Below are 18,102 nucleotides of genomic sequence, written 5' to 3' on the forward strand. Positions count from 1 at the left end.
GGGCGGAACATTCGTTGCTGGAAGATTATCGTTGAAGGTTATGCAGAAAGCGGGCGCGCATGCAGTCGAAATGATGATGGGCGGCGGCGGCAGCCCCGGCGGGGTCGCCGCGGCGGATGGCGTCGATGACCGCCAGATGCTCGTGCCCCTGGTCGGTGAACACGTCCAGCCGGCGGACGATGGTGCTGCGCCGCGCGACGGCGCGTTGTTCGTCCAGGATCGCTGGCAGCAGCGACAACCCGGCCGCCCGCACGACGGCGGTGTGGAAGCGGTCATCCATGGCCCAGAAGGTATCGAAATCCATGGCCTCGCCTGAGGCGCAACGTTGCATTTCCTTGGCCGAGGCCTCCAGTGCGTCGGTCATCACGGCGCGGGCGGCAGCGGCCCCTTCCAGCACCCGGCGCAAGGCAAGGACGTCAAGAAACTGCTCGGCCGACACGGGACGCACGGTCAGCGCGCCGTTTGACAGCCGTCCCACGACGCCCTCCCGCTCCAGCCGGGAAAGCGCCGCCCGCAGGGGCGTCCGCGAGATGTGCGTTCGTTCCGCAAGGACACGCTCGCTGAGGATGGTCCCTCCGGGAATGCCACCGTTCAGGATGTCCTGTTTGATGTTGTCATAGGCACGCTGCGCCAGCGTCTCGCGGTCCGTCACGTCTCACTCCCGACGGAGGGATCGGACAGGCGCTGCAGGATCGCGTCCCGCGCATGGGCAAGGTGGACCGCCATGGAGGCGGCCGCCCCCTCCCCGTCGCCGGTCCGCAACGCCACAACGATCGCAAGATGCTCCTCGCAGCCGCGCATGTAGCGTTCGGGCACCTGACCGGCATCGAACACGCTTGTCCTGCGACGCAGGCCCTGCACCACCTCTCGCATCGCGACGCTGTTCGCGGCGATCAGCATCATGTCGTGGAAATCGTCATCCACCGTCCACAGATCCTCGGTCGAGCGGCCGGCGACCAGCGCCTCGACCCGTGCCTCCATGGCGGACAGCTTGTACTCCGGCAAGGCCACCGCTGCCCGCGTGGCGCGAGGTTCCAGTTGAAGGCGGAGGAAGAAGATTTCCTCCACTTCGGCGGCGCTCGGCTTGCGCACCCGGGTGAAACGACCATCCCGGACGGCCAGCCCTTCGCTTTCGATCCGCTTGATCGCCTCGCGCACGGGGGTGCGGGACATACCCAGTTCCTGCCCCAGACTGGCCTCCTGCAACAGCGCGCCGGACGCCAGCCGTCCGTCGAAGATCCTGGCGACAATCTGCCGGCGCGCCTGCGCCGCGAGGCCGGGGCCTTGGGTCATCTTCATCAGCCGCCTGCCATAAGCGCCGGCAGGATGTCGATGATGCCGGGGAAGACGGCGATCAGGGCAACGAAACCGGCAAGGATCAGGAAGAACGGCACCGTAGCGCGGGTGATCGCGCCAAGGCTGTCGCCCGTCAGCCGCTGGATGACGTTGAGGTTGAAGCCTACGGGAGGGGAGATCTGCGCCATCTCGATCACGATGACCAGGAAGATGCCGAACCAGACCTTGGAATATCCCGCCGCCTCCACCAGCGGCAGGGTGATCGGCAATGTCATCACGATGATGCCCAGACCTTCCATGACGGTGCCCAGCAGGATGTAGAAGACCAGAAGCACCAGGATCAGCATCAACGGCGAAAGCCCCCAGCCGTCGATGGTCGCCGCGATGTAGCGCGGCAGCCCCAGATAACCGATGGCAGTCGACAGGAACATCGCCCCCAGCATGATGAGGCCGATCATCGCGCAGTTGTTCGCCGCCGAACGCGCCGCGGCCAGCAGCCCCCTCAGGTTCAGCGTGCGCTGCCAGAAGCCGATGGCGACGGCGCCCGCCACGCCCACCGCCGCAGCCTCGGTCGGGGAGGCGATCCCCCCGTACATGGAGCCGATGACCACAAGGATCAGCGCCAGCAGCGGGCCCAGATCCTTCAGCGCGACCAGCTTCTGCACGAACGTTGTGCGGGGCGGCGCCTCCCCCACCAGGGATGGGTTCAGAAGCGCGCGGATAGCGATGTAGCCCGAATAGGCCCCCGCGATCAGAAGGCCCGGAACGATCCCCGCGATGAACAGCTGCAGGACCGATTCCTCGGCCATGACGCCATAGATGATCATGACGGTGGAAGGCGGGATCAGGAAGCCTAGGGTGCCTGCCCCTGCCAGCGACCCCGTCACCAGCGCCCGGTCATAGCCGCGGTCCAGAAGCTCCTTCGCGGTGATACGTCCCACGGTGGCCGTGGTCGCCGCCGAGGATCCGCAGACCGAGGCAAAGAGCGTGCAGCCCACCACCGTCAGGTGCCCCAGACGTCCCGGCACCCGCCGCAGCCACGGCGCGAGACCCGAGAACAACGCCTCGGAGATCTTCGTGCGGAACAGCAGTTCCGCCATCAGGATGAACAGCGGCAGCGCCAGAAGTTCCGGAGAGACGAGCGTGTTAAACGTCTGCTGCGCCAAAAGCTTCTCGAACGGCATCGACGGCCGGAACATAGCCAGAAGCCCGACGCCGGTGCCGACGAGGCCAAGGCCGATCCAGACGCCCGCGCCCAGAAGCAGCGTCATCAGACCTAGAAGGGAAAGGGAGACAGCACTCATGATTCACTCCAGCCCTTCGCCGCGGGCGAGCACTCCGCCCCCGATCACCCGCAACAGCTGCGCAAGGATCTGAAGGCACAGCAGGATTGCCCCTGCGGCCAGCGCCGCCTGCGGCCAGACCAGCGGTATCCGTACCGCCGCAGCGGACGTCGATCCGCGCTCGAAGGAAAGCCACGCCATCTCGCACAGTGCCCAGGCAAGGGCCGCCGCCGTTGCCAGGCCGACAAGGGTCGCGACAAGGTCCAGCATCCGCGCGGTGCGCGGCCGGACGGCATCCACAAGCCCCGTGACCCGCACATGCGCCCCTTCTTTCAGTGCGCTGGCTGCCGCGAACATGAAGCAGCCGCCCATGAGATAGGCCGCCACGTCCCACGAGAACGAGATGGAGTAGCCCAGAAGGTTGCGGGCCAGAATCTCGGCCGCCACAAGAAGGAAGATGCCCAGGAGACACAGGGCGGACAGGACGTTGCCCGTGTCGGTGATCCGATCGATGGGGCGCAGGATGCGTGCGAAAGGCACTCCGCCCGCAGGGATCCGGTCGAGGGTGAGGTCGTGCATCGGCAGTCTCCGCTGACAGGGGATGCGGGACGTCCCGGCAGGCAGCCTACCAGGACGGGCGGGGTCAGTTGTCGCGGGCGGCCAGATAGGCGTCGATCACCGGAGCGGCGTCAGGCACACGCGCCTTGAAGTCGTCCCAAAGGGGCTTTGATTTCTCCAGAAGTGCGGCCTTCAGCTCTGGCGAGGGGTTGGTCACGTTCATCCCGTGCTCCTTCAAAGTGGCGATCCGCCCGGCGTCTTCAGCGCGGGAGTTGAGCCAGAACTGCCCTTCCATGTCGGCGGCCGCCGCCTCGATGGCGGCCTGAGCCTCGGGCTCCAGATCGTTCCACGCGTCGAAATTCACCGTCACGATGTTCGACGAGGCCTGCCAGTTGAAGGTGTTCATCTCCGACATGAACTCCCAGAAGGCGCCATCGACCCCGGAGGAGGACGAGGTCGTGACCGCGTTGATGGTTCCAGCGGCCAGCGACGGCACCACCTCGCCCCAAGGCATCTGCACGGGCGTGGCGCCAAGCGCTCCGAAGAAGTTGTGACCGTTGGCGTCAACAACGCGGATCGTCATGCCCGCCATGTCCTCGATCTTTGCGATCGGGGTCTTGGAGAAGACGGCCTGTCCCGGCCAAGGCGTCATGTAGAGCAGCTTCTGGTTCATCCCGGCGGCGATCTCCTCGATCTTGGGACGGTAGAACTTGTGCAGCAACGCCAGGTCCTGCGACGTCGGTGCAAGGAAGGGCAGCGCCTCGACGCCAAGGGCTGGGTTCTCCCCAACCTGCTGGCTCATCAGGATGTCGGCGATGGGAACGATGCCGTCGCGAACCGCCGCCATGCCCTCCGGCCCCTTGATCCCAAGGGCGCCACCGGAATGCACGGTGATCGTCACCTCCCCGTCAGTGACCTCTGCCACGCGGTCGGCGAAGGCCTGCGCGTTCTTGGTGTGGAAGTTTCCTTCCGGCCAGACGACGGACATGTCCCAACTGGTCTGGGCCAGGGCAGGCATGGCGGTGGTCATCCCAAGGAGTGCCGCGAAGGCGGCCTTGCGCAGGTCGATCATGAAATTCCCTATCGGTTATCGCTGTTCATGGCGCGCTTTTTGCGGGCCTTGTCTTTGTCGTATCGTGGTCCTAAGCCGGATGGCGACCGTCAGGGATACCAACTGGTATACCGAAAACGAAGACGCCTGCATTCAGGGCGCGCAATAGCGGCACTGCCAACAAAACCATCAGGATGAGGACGGAATGAAGACGATCGATCTGAATTGCGACATGGGGGAAAGCTTCGGCGCGTGGACGATAGGAGATGATTCCGCGATGCTGGATATCATTTCCAGCGCCAACATCGCGTGCGGCTTTCACGCGGGGGATCCGTCCGTCATGCGCCGCACGCTGCGCATGGCACGGGAAAAGGGCGTTTCGGTGGGCGCGCACCCCTCCTTCGCCGATCTTTACGGATTTGGCCGCCGTCGCATCTCTGGCGAACGGCCCGAGGATTTGGAGGCGCAGCTAATCTACCAGATCGTCGCCCTGCGTGGCATGGCCGAGATCGAAGGCCACCCGATGACGCATGTGAAGACCCACGGGGCATTGGGCAACATGGCGGCGGTGGATCCGGATCTGGCCGCGTTGTGCGTGCGCGCCGTCAAGGCGGTGGACCCCGGACTTGTCTATGTGTCCCTGCCCTATTCTGAAACCTTCGCGGCTGCGGAACGCGCCGGACTGACGGTCGCCTGCGAGGTCTATGCCGATCGCACCTATACGGACGCAGGTGAATTGACACCGCGCACCGAGCACGGGGCCGTTATTCACGATCCATCTCAGAGCCTGGCTCAGGTGCTGGAAATGGTGCTTGAGGGCCATATCCCGACCACCGGGGGCCGACGTCTTCCGGTGGAGGCCGCGACCATCTGCGTTCATGGGGATACGCCCGGTGCCGTGACGATGGCCCGCACCCTGCGCGACGCGCTGGCCGGTGAAGGAATCGCGATCGCACCGTTTGCAGGATCCCGGCAAGGCTGAGGCCTTGCCCGCGCTTGATGAAGGAGATTTGGGATGCCGTATGATGTGCTCCTGCGGAACGGGCATCTGACCGATCCCGTGAACAATCGTGACGAGGTCTGCGATGTCGCGATCGAAAATGGCCGCGTCGCTGCGGTCGGCCAAGATCTTGGCCCCGCGCGCGAGGAAATGGACGTGGCCGGCCTGCATGTTCTACCGGGCCTGATCGACACGCATGTGCATCTGTCGTCGTGGCTGGGCGGTGCGGCGGGCCACCGGATGCTGGCGCTGGCCGGCGTGACGACGGCCTTCGACATGGCCGGCCCCGTGGACAGCGTGATGGAGCTGGCCGCCACCCATGGCACCGGCCTGACGATCGCCTGCATCGACTATGTCCGTCCCGGCCACACCGTTGGCACCACGAACCCGCACATGGACGAACTGCGCGATCATCTGGTCCGCGCCCGTCGATCCGGCGCGGTCGGATTGAAAGTGCTGGGCGGACATTTTCCGCTGACGGCAGAGGCGACGGCCCGCACCATCGCGCTTTGTGCGGCCGAAGGCGCGCATGTGGCCCTTCACGCCGGCACCTTGGACACACCGCAGGACATGCGCGGCATGCGCGAGGCGATCGAACTGGCCGAGGGTCATCCCCTGCACCTGCCCCATGTGAACGCCTACGTCCGGGGGACACAAGATCATATCCTGATGGAAACACTGGAAGCCGTCCGCCTTCTGGAAGCCGCACCGAACGTCTGGTCCGAAAGCTATCTGGCACCGTTCAACGGCAATTCGGCGAAATGCGCAAACGGTGTTCCCGAAAGCGTGGCCACGCAGCGCAACCTTCTGAAGGGCGGATTTGAACCGACACTGTCGGGCATGGAAGCGTCCATCCTGGCCGGTTGGGCCCATGTTCACATGGCCGTGGACGGTCAAAACGTTCTCGCGACCGGAGAGGCCGCCCGCCTCGCCTGGAAGGAGGCCGAAACCGACATCGGTTGCAGCTTCCACGTCAACCCGCCCGAGGCGCGGATCAACCTTGCTGTGACGAAGCGGGCGAACGGTCGCTTTGCGGTGGACGCGCTCGCCACCGACGGGGGCGGCATTCCCAGGAACGACCTGTGCGACCGTGGGTTGGCGCTAGTGGCTCTGAATGCTCTCACCTTGAGCGAATTTGTCGTGAAGACCTCAGCGGAGCCCGCGAGGATGATGGCCCTTCCTTCCAAGGGTCATCTAGGCATCGGAGCCGATGCCGATATCACGATCATCGACCTGTGTCGGCGCCGGGCGGTTTCGTCCTTCGGTGGCGGCCGGCCTATCCTGCGGGACGGTCGGGTCATAGGTCGGGGCGCGACCGTGTTATCCTCCCGCGAGGCGCATCCCCGTCTAAACGCGATGGGCCTTGATGTCGTCTTTGTGGAGCCGTTCCAGTTTCGACCGTGCCATGGGCCAACTTGGCAGAACGACACGAAGGGTGAAGCTACCCTCCAGACTCGTTAATTTTCAGAGCCAGAAGATGACAATTACTGCGAGGACGACGGTCGATAGGATGACATAGGCCGCCGGCTGGCGGGACTTCGCCCCTTCCAGTTCCCCGTCGGCATCCGGGGCAGATGGCGGCACGAAGCCCTGTCCCCTTGCGAATTCTTGTCAATCGGCGACACCATCGGCTGTTTCCATTTCGATCTATGGTCAGGGAATGACGATTGCCGCGCAGCAGGATCCTAGATCAGGCGTGAGTCGCATCAGCCGCACGGGACTCTGCTTACCCGCCACCGAAGGGCTGTCCCCTTACCTGAAGCCATTGCATCGGCTGGATCAATATTGAGAACGATGCAGATCATAAGCTACACCGCGCTAGCATGAAGATAACTGATTGTTATTATCTTATAAACTAGCACGTTCCCCTGTTCAAAACCGTTCGGTTGTGAGCAGGGGACTATAGGTTAAGCGCCAAGACAATCTTACACCTAGTCATCATGTCATACATTGCCCAAGAAGCCCGAGCATTAGCATCTTCTGCTAAGCCTCTGGGAAAACTAGTTAAGACAAACATTGCGGCGCTAAATAATACTATAGCAACACCGCCACCTCCACTGCTATGCCGAATCTACCGCAGCCCTATCGAAACGAGTGATACAACTTAACGTTGTTATGAATATCTGTAGAGCAATGACATTATAGAATCAGATCCGATGTCTCCCACTGCGCGCTGAAATAATATGCAACGTCATCCGTAGCAACGATGAAGTTGAATGCCCGAAAGGGACCTAACATGCACAGACCGCCAGCACTTACTGCAACACTTTTATTTTTCGCCACAGCAAGCCTAGGCCAAGCGGACATAAACAGTTCCGCAATCAATGGTGAACCGTTGACCAACCACAATCTCTTATCTCTACCAAGAGCTGATATCCTACTGGATTACACAGTAGCGTGGATGAAGCTGTCTTCTGCCTATGTGAACCCACCTCTCTCGCGCGAGCAACTCAAAGCCGCACAGTCATCTTTGACCTCATACAATGAGTTACCACCCGAGCAAAAAGACCAATACGCCCCACGCAGCCTAAATCCCGATACCGCATTTGAGAAAACGATTCCGTTCAATTTCGCTTTTAATTTAGAAACTTTGTTACCTCACCCCGTTAACCTGCTGGAAGATCCGTCTCTTGTTTTTCAACTGGAAAACGGAAGATTAGATTATGTGGTTAACTTTTTCCTCCATTGGCCATATGTGGATGGCATCGAAGAGTCTTCCTATGGGCAGATCTTCCGCGACTTAAAGGTCAATGAGGCCAGTAATCGAAAAAACTGGCCAGAGAGACGCATCGAAGTTGCAGATACACAAACAGTAACGGGTCTGAATAATTACATTATTTACTCAGATGATGGCGATTTGGGCTATTACATAAGATGCATGCCTTGGCTAGGAAATAGCAGCCCCCCCCAATCCGCTCTGCACCGGCCGAGTTATATTAAGAAGTGAAAGTTTAGGGATTTATATAAGATACCCTAGCAGCGGCTCTCACCCTGATGTTCTCGAATTCAATTATAAAGTAATCGAAGCAACAATAGACCTAGCCAAATCTTGGAAGCTTGCGGAACAATAGAATGTATGCCATTGAAAAACCCATCCTAGACAAGGTTGACCAGTATTTGGAATCAGGATCCAAATACTACGAGGCCTATGAACTGATTGCAAAAGAGCTGCCTCGATTTTCGGATCACAAGCGGCGACAGGTGTTGTCCGAACGCCCAAAACGGGAAGCCAAGATGCTCACCACGAAGAGCGGGTGACGGGCAAGGCATGACGTGTGGCTGCAAACGGCCATGCTCCCGCTAGTGCGGGACGATTACCGAATTCCGAGCATGAAACAGGTGTTCGGAGAACTCCCGCACAAGGCGGGCCCTTTGACTGTCGGGTCGGAACAGCAGATAGGACCTGAACGAGATCTTCGGGGCGAACGGTCGCAGGATCAGACCTCGCTCCGTGAAACCTCCGGTCGCGAGCGGATTGACCAGCCCGACGGCATCCCCGCTCATGGCGAGGGCGCACACGGTGGAGGAGTTGGCCGTTTCCACGATGTAGCTCGGAGCAACGCCCGCATCCGCCATGGCCTGATCGAAGCGGTGCCGGGCGCGGTCCTCCGGTGTCAGACCGATGAGGGGAACATCGGCAAGATCCGTCGGCCCCACACCGGTCTTGCGCGTCAAGGGATGATCGGGGGCCATGGCGATCACACCGGGAAAACTCGCGAACATCTGCGCGTCTACGCCCGCCCTGTCGATCTCGTCGGCCGCCAGACCGAGATCGAGCTGACCGTCGGCGATCAGGTTGCGGATCGTCGCAGAGCCCGCGACCTGAAGCGTGATGCGGATCTTGGGATGCTGGATCCGGAACCCCTGCACGGCGCGCGGCACCAGGGTGGCCGCCAGTGCCGACAACGTCCCGATCCGCACGATCCCCGAACCGTATTCCCGGATCGATGCCGCCGCCGAGCGCAGGCGGTCGAGCCCCTTGTAGCTCTCGTTCACCTCCCGAAAGAACATCTGCCCTTCCGGCGTGGGGACGAGGCGCCCGCGAACGCGGTCGAACAGGGCAAAGCCGAGGCTCGCCTCCAGATCGGCGATGCTGCGGCTGATGGCGGGCTGCGTGACTTGCAGCAGCTCCGCCGCGCGCACGGTGGAGCCGGAGATCATGACAGTGTGGAAGGCTTCGAGAATACGGAAGTTCATCCCATTACCTTAGCGCATAGACCTATGTGTCTGCATCAGTTGTTTTACCATATCGGATGGCGTCAGTGTCATCGAACACAAGACAGGACGAACCGATGCGCGACGCGACCCTCTGCACCATCCACCCCACCATATCGGAGGAAGGTTATACCGCCCTGACCGTTCCCACGCACCGCGCCTCGACCATCGTGTTTCCCGACGCGGCGGCCTATGCCACCCGGGGGCAGCGCGATCTGGACGGGTTCTCCTATGGCCTGCACGGCACCCCGACGAACCGGGTGCTGGAAGCACAACTGACGGCGCTGGAAGGCGGCAGGCACACCGTGCTCGTTCCCTCGGGACAGACCGCGATCGCCGTGATCTTCCTTGCGATGCTGAAGCCCGGGGACACGGTGCTGATTCCCGACAGCGCCTATCCTCCGGTCACGGGATTCTGCCGCAACTTCCTCGCCCCGCTGGGGATCGGGCATCGGGTGTATCGTCCCGACGCATCGGATCTCGAGGCGCAGATCGACTCCTCGGTGAAGCTGATCTGGATGGAAGCCCCCGGCTCCACCACGATGGAGGTGCAGGACGTGCCGGCCATCGTCGCACTGGCGAAGCGGCACGGCATCCTGACGGGCATCGACAACACCTGGGCGACGCCGCTTCTGTTCAAGCCGCTGGCGCATGGCGTCGATTTCTCCATGCAGGCGCTGACGAAATATGTCGGCGGGCATTCGGACCTGCTGATGGGATCGGTCAGCGTGAACGACAGCGAGTTGCGCCGCCGCCTGCGTGACCAGATGCGGATGCTGGGCCTTGGCGTGCCACCCGACGCAGTGTCTCTAGCCCTGCGCGGGATCGAGACAATGGCGGTCCGCATGGCCCATCAGGGCCGCGTGGCACTGGAGCTGGCGCGGGAGCTGGCCGACCGCGGCGTGGGCGAGGTTCTTCATCCCGCCCTGCCCTCCTGCCCCGGTCACGAGATCTTCAAACGAGATTTTGCAGGCGCCAGCGGCGTGTTCAGCATCGTGCTGCCGGAGGCCGCGCGCCTGAATCCCGCGCTGGATGCGCTGCGTGTTTTTGCCATCGGGGCCAGCTGGGGCGGAACGCGAAGCCTGATGGCCCCGATGACCATCACCCGTGAGAACGCCCATCCGCGCAACGACAAGACCATCCTGCGGCTTCAGATCGGGCTGGAAGATCCCGCCGATCTGCGTGCCGATCTGGAAGCCTTCTTCGACATCCTCACGACCGAACAAGCGGACGCCTGAACGTCCCGACCCCAACAGGAAGATCATCATGAAACACATCGCACTCGCCGCCTTCACCCTCGCCCTGCCCGCCGCCGCCCATGGCGCGACTACGCTGGAAACCGTGAAGGATCGCGGCCGGCTCATCTGCGGGGCCAGTCAGGGCACCGTCGGCTTCGGCGCGCCGGACAGTGACGGCACATGGCGGGGCCTGGACATCGACACCTGCCGCGCCGTGGCCGTGGCGGTCTTTGGCGACAAGGACACCGTCGATTTCGTGCCTCTGTCGGGCCAGCAGCGCATTCCGGCCCTCCAAACCGGTGAGATCGACATCCTGCCCCGCACCCTGACCTGGACCCTGCAGCGCGACGCCAACGGCATCGACTTCACAAGCCCCAACTACTACGAGTTCACGGGCTTCATGCTGCCGAAGGCAATGGGAATCGAACGGGTCGAGGACATGGCCGGAGCCGCCGTCTGCGTGCAGACCGGATCCACAACCGAGGTCGTGGTGGCCGACGTGTCGGACAAGCTGGATCTGGACCTGCAGCCGGTCGTATTCGACAACACGTCCGCCACGCGTCAGGCCTTCTTCTCGGGACGCTGCGACGCGTTGATCACCGATGCGGCGGCGCTGGCTTCCGTCCGCGCGACCCAGGCCGAAAACCCCGACGACTACGTCATCTTTCCGGCCACCGACTACATGGACGCCCTGACCCCCGCGGTGCGCCACGGCGACAACCAGTGGAAGGACATCGTCACCTGGTCGATCGAAGCGATGAAATCTGCTGAATTGCTGGGCATCACGTCCCAGAACATCGATACCTTCGAGGGCAGCACCGATCCGCGCATCCGCCGCTTCCTAGGTATCGATCCGGGCAACGGCACCGCGCTTGGCCTGCAGGACGATTTTGCGGCGAACATCATCCGCGAGGTCGGCAATTATGCCGAAGTCTTCGACCGCAACGTGGGCAAGGACAGCTCCCTGAAACTCGAACGCGGGGCGAACGCGCTTTACAAGGACGGCGGGCTGATGTTCCCGCTGACCTTCCAGTAATGCGGCTTCTTCGCGATGCACGCGTGCGGGGCGGTCTGATCCAGATCGCCTTGCTGGCCGCTGTGGCGGGCGTGATCCTGTGGATCGCGCACAACACCAGCCAGAACCTGTCCGAACGGGGCATCCGCACAGGATGGGACTTCCTGGACCGCCCCGCGCGGTTCCCGATCTCGGAGAGCGTGCTTCCCTACGATCCGCAGGACACCTTCCTCTGGGCCTATGTCGTGGGACTGGGCAACACGCTCTGGATCTCGGCTCTGGCGATCCTCGGCGCCACGATCCTCGGGCTGGGTATCGGATTGGCCGGTCGTTCGGCGAACCCGCTCCTGGCGGGTCTCGGCACGGGGTATGTCACCGTCATGCGGAACCTGCCGCTGATCGTGCAGCTGCTGTTCTGGTATGCACTGGCGACGGCGGCCTTTCCCGCGCCCCGTGCCGCGTGGGAACCGCTTCCGGGGGTGTTCCTGACCCAGCGGGGCATCTTCCTGCCCGCATTGCCCGCCGCGCAACTGGCCTTGGCGGTTGCCCTCGGTCTGGCGGCGGCCCTCCTGCTGCGCCGATGGCGCGGCACGGCCGGGGTCGCAGTGTTCGCCGCGACGCTGATCCTCACGAGGGCCACGGTGGAAATGCCGGAACTGCGCGGCTTCACCTTCACCGGCGGCATCGCCCTTTCGCCCGAATTCGCGGCCTTGATGCTGGGGATCATCCTCTACACCGCCGCCTTCGTGGGCGAGATCATCCGGGGCGGCATCGACGCGGTGGCGCGAGGGCAATGGGAGGCGGGACGCGCCCTCGGCCTGCCGGACCGTGCCACCCTGCGCCGGATCATCCTGCCGCAGGCTTTGCGCGTCATCATCCCGCCGATGACCTCGCAATACCTGTCCACGGTGAAGAACACGACCCTGGCGCTGGCCGTCGGCTATCCCGAACTTGGGCTGGTGGTGAACACCGTCATCAACCAGACGGGACAGGCGATCGAAAGCCTGCTGATCCTGCTGGGCGTCTTTCTCACCATCTCGCTTTCGGTGTCGCTGTTGATGAACTGGTATAACGCCCGCATGGCGATCGTGGTGCGCTGATGGATTACATCGCCGCGCGTCCCGCACCCGCCAAATCACCCGCGCCGATCCTGCGCATCCTGTTCGGGGATGCGGTGGCGGCCCTGATCACCGTTGGCGTCATCGGGTTGATCGTGCTGATGCTGCCCGTGCTCGAATGGGCAGTGTTCGATGCCGTATGGCACGGCGATGCCGCCGCCTGTCGCGCGGGTGGCGCCTGCTGGGCCTATATCCACGACAAGGCCCGGTTGATCCTGTTCGGCATCTATCCCCCCGACCAGCAATGGCGGCCTGTGATCGTGATCGGGCTGATCCTCGCCATGGTGATGGCGTCCCTGTCGCCACGTTTCTGGAACGCGCGGCTTGCGCTTCTTTGGGGAGGGGCGATCCTCGTGATGCTCGTCCTGATGAAGGGCGGCGTGTTCGGCATGGCCGACGTCCCGACCGCGAAATGGGGCGGTCTGCCGGTCACGCTGCTGCTAGCGGTGCTGTCGCTGGGCATGGGGTTTCCGTTGGCAGTCCTGCTGGCCCTTGGGCGGCAGTCGAAACTGCCGGTGGTCAAGGCCGTGTCAGTCTGCGTGATCGAACTGGTGCGAGGGCTGCCGCTGATCGGCCTGCTGTTCGTGGCGGCGATCCTGCTGCCGCTGCTGCTGCCCTCGGACTGGACGATCGACAAGTTGGGCCGCACCGTCGCCGCGCTGACCGTCTTCGCCGCCGCCTATCTGGCCGAGGTGCTGCGGGGCGGACTGCAGGGTCTGGGAAAGGGTCAGGCCGAGGCCGCGCAAGCGCTCGGCATCTCCTACTGGAAGATGATCTGGCACATCGTCCTGCCGCAGGCCATCCAGAAGGTCATCCCGCCTTTGACCAACACCGCCATCGTCATGGTCAAGAACACCTCGCTCGTGATGATCGTGGGCGTGTTCGACATGCTGGGCGCGGGGCGTGCCGCCGCGGGCGATCCGGCCTGGCCCGCCCCCTTCACCGAAACCTACCTGTTCGTCGCCGCCGTTTATTTCGCGATCTGCTTCGGCATTTCGATCTATGCGCGCTGGCTGGAACGGGGCGTCAAACGAAAGAGCCACGCATGACCGCCATCACCGTCACCGACCTGAACAAGTGGTATGGCACCTACCATGCCCTGCGTGACGTTAACCTGACCGTGGCCGAGGGGGAGCGGATCGTGATCTGCGGCCCCTCGGGATCGGGAAAGTCCACGCTGATCCGCTGCATGAACCGTCTGGAGGAGCATCAGTCTGGCATCATCAGCGTGGGCGGGGTCGAACTGAACGACGACGTGAAGAACCTCGACGCGGTGCGGCGGGAGGTCGGGATGGTGTTTCAGTCCTTCAACCTGTTCCCGCACCTGACGGTTCTGGAGAACTGCGCCCTGCCGCAGATCCTTGCCCGCAAGACACCCCGCGCACAGGCGGAGGAGCAGGCCCGCGCCCTTCTGGAGCGCGTTCGCATTCCTGAACAGGCCAAGAAATACCCCGGACAGTTGTCGGGCGGCCAGCAGCAACGTGTCGCGATCGCGCGGGCCCTGTGCATGAAGCCGCGGATCATGCTGTTCGACGAACCCACCAGTGCCCTTGATCCCGAAATGATCGGCGAAGTGCTGGACACGATGATCCATCTGGCCGAGGAAGGCATGACCATGGTCGTCGTCACCCACGAGATGGGCTTCGCCCGCCGTGTGGCCGACCGTGTGATCTTCATGGCCGAAGGGCAGATCGTCGAGGAGGCACCGCCGGAGACGTTCTTCACCGCGCCTGCCAATTCCCGCACGCAGGAGTTTCTGCGCCAGATTGTGCATTGATGAGCGGTCGAATGGCGCTGGCGGTGGAGGTCTGAGAGATCCTATCCTGCCTAGCCTGCCAAGACGGCATTGGTGGCAGGCCATGGATCGTCGAAAGGTTTTCCCGCCTTCCATGCCATAATTTCCTCTTCGGTGCAGAAACATTCCTTCAGGCGAGCGGCAAAACGCTCCGGTCCGTCACCCTCGCCGATGATGGTCAGGCGGCAGCGACGGTCGCCGAAGATGGGCGACATGTCATGCAGGCGGTTCTCCATCGCGCGCCGTTCCGCAGGCATCAGGTTCAGGCTCTCATCCTCGAGCGCGCTGATCTTCCAGTAGTTGATGATCTCCAACCTTATGCTGCCCGCTGTCTGATTCCACAGGAGCTGGAGGGTGTCACGCGAGGGCAGCCAGAAGAAGCCCTTGCTCCGATGGATGCTCGCGTCCAGCTCACGGGTGTAGGTGTCATGGAGGCGGCGGGGATGGAATGGCCGGGGGTCCGACAGCACGGTGCCGGTCAGTCGATAGGCTTCCGGGCCGGACATCGAGGACGCTCTGTAGCTGCGATCCCAATCCGCCAGCTCGGCACCCAGCAGAGCCACGCGTGAATGGTCGTAGGGTGGCATGGCCAGCACGTGGTCGAGCCGCACATTGCCCCATTGCATGCCCATGATGTCGGCCTGCCGGTTCAGGGGGTGGATCGCTTCGGCCACCTCGCGCAAGGTTCGGGCGCCGACACGGTCCATCTTGCTCAGGAGGATGCGGCTGGCGAACATGATCTGCTCGGCCAGAAGGTTCGCGATGCCGCGTTTTCCCTCGGCCAGACCGGCCTGCGCCTGCGGCAGGATCGCCCGCCCCATGTCGTGGTCTTGCGCCAGCGTCACCGTGTCCACCACGGACAGGAAGCCGTGGAGGCGCAACATCGGATGTCCCTCCGCCGCCTGGATCAGGGGCCAGGGATGGGTGCTGCCCGATGTCTCGATTAGGACATGCGTTGCGCCGGCCCCGACGATGCGGTCCACCGCCGCCGCGAACTCGGCCAGACCGGCGGGGCCGCTGATGCTGCCAGCCGGGATCGTCGCGAAGCGGGCGTCCTTGCGCGAGATCGCCTCGCTCAGATCGAGGATCGCGCCGTCCACGTCCAGTTCGCTCATCTCGTTGACGATGACACCGAGGCGGACATCCGGCCTACGCCGCGCCTGCCCCAGCAGGCTCTGCATGAGGGTGGTCTTTCCTGCGCCGAGGAAGCCGTTCAGGATCGTCACCGGGATCATGCCGCACCCTGGTGCCGCAGCGCCTCACGGAACCAACCCAAGGTGCGCTCGTGATGCGCCCGGCCCCACCGTTCGACGAAGCGCCGGGTGTGATCGTCGCGCGGATCCTCCAGCGCGTCGATGCGGGCGCGAATATATGCGGGCGTCAGAGGAATGCCGCAGGCGACGGTGATGCAGTGACGCCAGTCAGCGTATGTCTGCGGGACGAGGGTCATGTCGCAGTTCCTTGAGGAAAATGAAGGAGGGCGGCGAGGGGATCGTTCCTCCACACCGCGACCGTCGTCAGCCCAAGATCGCCGAGTGCCCGCAGGATCTCGGGGTGGTCGGGGATCGCCTCCGGGCCGTCGCGCAGAAGAAGAACGGGCGCGCCGTCACGTGTTTCGAGCAGCGCATCGGCGCCCGCCGGAACACCGGATGACGGATCGTCTAGCAGACGGAGCCGTGGCTTCCCCGTCTCTACTCTGTGCAGGAAGCCCGACATGATGCGGCTGGCCTCGCGCCCACCGATCCCGACCGTGACCGCGAGGCCCGCGTCACGAAGCCGACGGAAGCCGCCGCCGTTCACCCGAGGATCAGGATCCTGCATGGCCGCCACGACCCGTGTGACCCCAGCCTCGATGATCGCGTCGGCGCAAGGTGGGGTCCGACCCCAGTGGCAACACGGCTCCAAGGTCACATACATCGTCGCGCCGCGCGCCTGCTCACCGGCGACCAGCAGGGCCACCCTTTCAGCATGCGGACGTCCGCCATCCTGCGTCGTCCCGGTCGCGATCACCGTCCGATCCCGGACGAGCACGGCCCCGACTGGTGGGTTCGGCCACACCATCCCCTTGCGTGATCGGGCAAGCCGCAGGGCCCGCCAAATCATACGTTCGTCAAAGCTGAGTGGGATTAGGCGCATCGCCATAGACCTCGACCGGATCGAAGACCTTCGACGACTCGGTGAACACGAGCTCGCCTGCTCCAGCGACGGGCACGGCGCGGTAGAAGCAGGAGCGATAGCCGACGTGGCAGCTTGCGCCGCCTGCAACATCGACCCGCAACCACACCGCGTCCTGGTCGTCATAGATGCGGATTTCGACGATGTTCTGGACGAGTCCGCTAGTGGCGCCCATGTGCCAGAGGCACTGCCGCGAGCGGCTCCAGTGATGCGCTTCACCGGTCTTGATGCACTTCCGCAGCGCCTCCGCGTTGAGGACCCCCATCATGAGAACTTCACCGGAGGCGGAGTCGGTCGTCACGACAGGCATCAGGCCGTCCGTATCGAACCTCGGGGCAAGCTCACCCCCCTCCTCTACCTGCTCGACGGAGGTTCTTTTCGACCACGCCATACCACATTCCTTTCCGCCTTGCAGGCACCTGCATGCCTTGGGGGCGCATTCGCCCGGAGTTTACCCTAGACGAACGCGGTTGGTGAGAACGGCCAGATTGTTCCGGAAGCCGCCGCTCTGGACAGGACGTCAGTGCGCCAGCATCTCTTCGGCAACCTCTTCGTCGCTCATCGCGGACGGATAGTAGGTCGGCCAGTTCGTGACCTCCTCGAGCAACGCCGCGCGATCGTCACCCCAGAAGAGGTGGAAGTGCCCGGAACGCTCGTCCCTGATGCCATGGTCGCTGAACTGGATGAAATCGGGCGCGGCGTCATCGCCGGAAACCTTCCGGAAGATGTATCGCACTCCCCGATTGCCCGCCTTGTAGACCAAGGTCTCGTGGCCGTCGTCCTCATACGTTCCCTGCGAGACCTTGTCGCCCTCATGGAAAGCAACGTCGTTCCCGTCGATGACGATCCGGTCGACATTCGTGCGATAGCCGGTCTCATATTCCGACTTGTAGTCCTCGATCGTCTTCGACCCTGTCTCGGCCTTGTGCGCCATCACCCCGTCGAGGGTGCCATCGAGCAGCAAGGGATAGACCGATTGCCAGTCCCCTTCCCAATTCGAAAGAGGACGGGACTGGATCTGTCCGTCAAGGAAAAGCCCCCGCTGGATGTTTTGCGACACGGGATCCTGAGCATGGCTGTGGCTGTGCCCGTGGGCATGGTCGTGGTCGTGATGGTGCTCATGGCCATGGTCATGAGCAGCTTCCTCGCCTTCATGTGCCGCATGGGCGTGCACGAGCCCGGTGCCGACCAACAGCAATCCCGTCATTGCAAGAGCACCGACCCGCGCAGCGAATTTCGTTTCCATCTTCATCTCCTCGTCGAAGTCGTTCGAACTTGCGCGTTTGTTACGTGATACTATCACGTCATGCAAGTGTGCGCTTGGGACCGGGAAAGTTCATCCTGGCGCGGCGCGGGCC

Annotated in this window: 20 protein-coding genes; 9 read left to right on the top strand and 11 right to left on the bottom strand. The window is 63.2% G+C overall.

Annotation, left to right across the window (positions count from 1 at the left end; translation table 11 throughout):
• Window positions 1-25 precede the first annotated feature (25 nt).
• The 5 genes from PIJ50_RS11165 to PIJ50_RS11185 all read right to left on the bottom strand — a co-directional run bounded on the left by PIJ50_RS11165 (window position 26) and on the right by PIJ50_RS11185 (window position 4,209).
• The gene (locus tag PIJ50_RS11165; RefSeq protein ID WP_271975282.1) at window positions 26-652 is read right to left on the bottom strand and encodes a GntR family transcriptional regulator; all 627 of its coding nucleotides are present in this window, start codon (window positions 650-652) and stop codon (window positions 26-28) included.
• Window positions 649-1,299, bottom strand: coding sequence for a GntR family transcriptional regulator (locus tag PIJ50_RS11170; RefSeq protein WP_271975284.1), 651 nt, complete (start codon window positions 1,297-1,299; stop codon window positions 649-651). Before PIJ50_RS11170 ends, PIJ50_RS11165 begins: the two co-directional genes overlap by 4 nt.
• Entirely contained in the window at window positions 1,299-2,600 is a 1,302-nt protein-coding gene (locus tag PIJ50_RS11175; RefSeq protein ID WP_271975286.1) for a TRAP transporter large permease, read from the bottom strand. Before PIJ50_RS11175 ends, PIJ50_RS11170 begins: the two co-directional genes overlap by 1 nt.
• 3 nt (window positions 2,601-2,603) lie before the next feature.
• Window positions 2,604-3,158: a TRAP transporter small permease subunit gene (locus PIJ50_RS11180; RefSeq protein ID WP_271975289.1), complete on the bottom strand. Its 555-nt coding sequence runs from the start codon at window positions 3,156-3,158 to the stop codon at window positions 2,604-2,606.
• A gap of 64 nt (window positions 3,159-3,222) precedes the next feature.
• The gene (locus PIJ50_RS11185; protein WP_271975291.1) at window positions 3,223-4,209 is read right to left on the bottom strand and encodes a TRAP transporter substrate-binding protein; all 987 of its coding nucleotides are present in this window, start codon (window positions 4,207-4,209) and stop codon (window positions 3,223-3,225) included.
• A 184-nt stretch (window positions 4,210-4,393) separates the two neighbouring features.
• Between PIJ50_RS11185 and PIJ50_RS11190 the strand changes: the two genes are divergently transcribed.
• From PIJ50_RS11190 to PIJ50_RS11205, 4 genes are all read left to right on the top strand, one after another.
• Window positions 4,394-5,170, top strand: a complete 777-nt coding sequence (locus PIJ50_RS11190) for a LamB/YcsF family protein (RefSeq protein WP_271975293.1) — start codon at window positions 4,394-4,396, stop codon at window positions 5,168-5,170.
• A gap of 33 nt (window positions 5,171-5,203) precedes the next feature.
• Entirely contained in the window at window positions 5,204-6,649 is a 1,446-nt protein-coding gene (locus PIJ50_RS11195) for a dihydroorotase (RefSeq protein WP_271975295.1), read from the top strand.
• Between the two features lie 775 nt (window positions 6,650-7,424).
• The gene (locus tag PIJ50_RS11200) at window positions 7,425-8,135 is read left to right on the top strand and encodes a hypothetical protein (protein ID WP_271975297.1); all 711 of its coding nucleotides are present in this window, start codon (window positions 7,425-7,427) and stop codon (window positions 8,133-8,135) included.
• Window positions 8,136-8,260: 125 nt separating this feature from the next.
• Entirely contained in the window at window positions 8,261-8,446 is a 186-nt protein-coding gene (locus PIJ50_RS11205) for a hypothetical protein (protein ID WP_271975299.1), read from the top strand.
• Between the two features lie 42 nt (window positions 8,447-8,488).
• On the opposite strand, the gene PIJ50_RS11210 is transcribed toward PIJ50_RS11205, so the two are convergent.
• A complete protein-coding gene (locus PIJ50_RS11210) occupies window positions 8,489-9,385 on the bottom strand; it encodes a LysR substrate-binding domain-containing protein (protein ID WP_271975301.1) in 897 nt (298 codons plus the stop codon).
• Between the two features lie 95 nt (window positions 9,386-9,480).
• Between PIJ50_RS11210 and PIJ50_RS11215 the strand changes: the two genes are divergently transcribed.
• Genes PIJ50_RS11215 through PIJ50_RS11235 form a run of 5 tightly spaced genes read left to right on the top strand, consistent with a single transcriptional unit; the run spans window position 9,481 to window position 14,551 of the window.
• The gene (locus tag PIJ50_RS11215) at window positions 9,481-10,641 is read left to right on the top strand and encodes a trans-sulfuration enzyme family protein (RefSeq protein WP_271975303.1); all 1,161 of its coding nucleotides are present in this window, start codon (window positions 9,481-9,483) and stop codon (window positions 10,639-10,641) included.
• A gap of 28 nt (window positions 10,642-10,669) precedes the next feature.
• Window positions 10,670-11,677 carry an amino acid ABC transporter substrate-binding protein gene (locus tag PIJ50_RS11220; protein WP_271975305.1) on the top strand — a complete coding sequence of 336 codons (1,008 nt, stop codon included), beginning with the start codon at window positions 10,670-10,672 and terminating at the stop codon, window positions 11,675-11,677.
• Window positions 11,677-12,756, top strand: coding sequence for an amino acid ABC transporter permease (locus PIJ50_RS11225; protein ID WP_271975306.1), 1,080 nt, complete (start codon window positions 11,677-11,679; stop codon window positions 12,754-12,756). The genes PIJ50_RS11220 and PIJ50_RS11225 overlap by 1 nt, the downstream gene beginning before the upstream one ends.
• Window positions 12,756-13,823, top strand: a complete 1,068-nt coding sequence (locus tag PIJ50_RS11230) for an amino acid ABC transporter permease (RefSeq protein ID WP_271975308.1) — start codon at window positions 12,756-12,758, stop codon at window positions 13,821-13,823. Before PIJ50_RS11225 ends, PIJ50_RS11230 begins: the two co-directional genes overlap by 1 nt.
• Window positions 13,820-14,551: an amino acid ABC transporter ATP-binding protein gene (locus PIJ50_RS11235; protein WP_271975309.1), complete on the top strand. Its 732-nt coding sequence runs from the start codon at window positions 13,820-13,822 to the stop codon at window positions 14,549-14,551. The genes PIJ50_RS11230 and PIJ50_RS11235 overlap by 4 nt, the downstream gene beginning before the upstream one ends.
• Before the next feature lie 50 nt (window positions 14,552-14,601).
• Here the strand turns inward: PIJ50_RS11235 and PIJ50_RS11240 are convergent, their stop codons facing one another.
• From PIJ50_RS11240 to PIJ50_RS11260, 5 genes are all read right to left on the bottom strand, one after another.
• The gene (locus PIJ50_RS11240; protein WP_271975311.1) at window positions 14,602-15,804 is read right to left on the bottom strand and encodes a CobW family GTP-binding protein; all 1,203 of its coding nucleotides are present in this window, start codon (window positions 15,802-15,804) and stop codon (window positions 14,602-14,604) included.
• Window positions 15,801-16,019 carry a hypothetical protein gene (locus tag PIJ50_RS11245; RefSeq protein WP_271975313.1) on the bottom strand — a complete coding sequence of 73 codons (219 nt, stop codon included), beginning with the start codon at window positions 16,017-16,019 and terminating at the stop codon, window positions 15,801-15,803. The genes PIJ50_RS11240 and PIJ50_RS11245 overlap by 4 nt, the downstream gene beginning before the upstream one ends.
• Window positions 16,016-16,711, bottom strand: a complete 696-nt coding sequence (gene ribD / locus PIJ50_RS11250) for a bifunctional diaminohydroxyphosphoribosylaminopyrimidine deaminase/5-amino-6-(5-phosphoribosylamino)uracil reductase RibD (protein WP_334212725.1) — start codon at window positions 16,709-16,711, stop codon at window positions 16,016-16,018. The genes PIJ50_RS11245 and ribD overlap by 4 nt, the downstream gene beginning before the upstream one ends.
• Window positions 16,680-17,135, bottom strand: a complete 456-nt coding sequence (gene hisI, locus PIJ50_RS11255) for a phosphoribosyl-AMP cyclohydrolase (RefSeq protein WP_271975315.1) — start codon at window positions 17,133-17,135, stop codon at window positions 16,680-16,682. The genes ribD and hisI overlap by 32 nt, the downstream gene beginning before the upstream one ends.
• Window positions 17,136-17,264: 129 nt before the next feature.
• Window positions 17,265-17,990: a ZinT family metal-binding protein gene (locus PIJ50_RS11260; protein WP_271975317.1), complete on the bottom strand. Its 726-nt coding sequence runs from the start codon at window positions 17,988-17,990 to the stop codon at window positions 17,265-17,267.
• Window positions 17,991-18,102 lie beyond the last annotated feature (112 nt).

This window comes from Falsirhodobacter sp. 20TX0035 (assembly GCF_028307215.1).
Taxonomy (GTDB): Bacteria; Pseudomonadota; Alphaproteobacteria; order Rhodobacterales; family Rhodobacteraceae; genus Falsirhodobacter.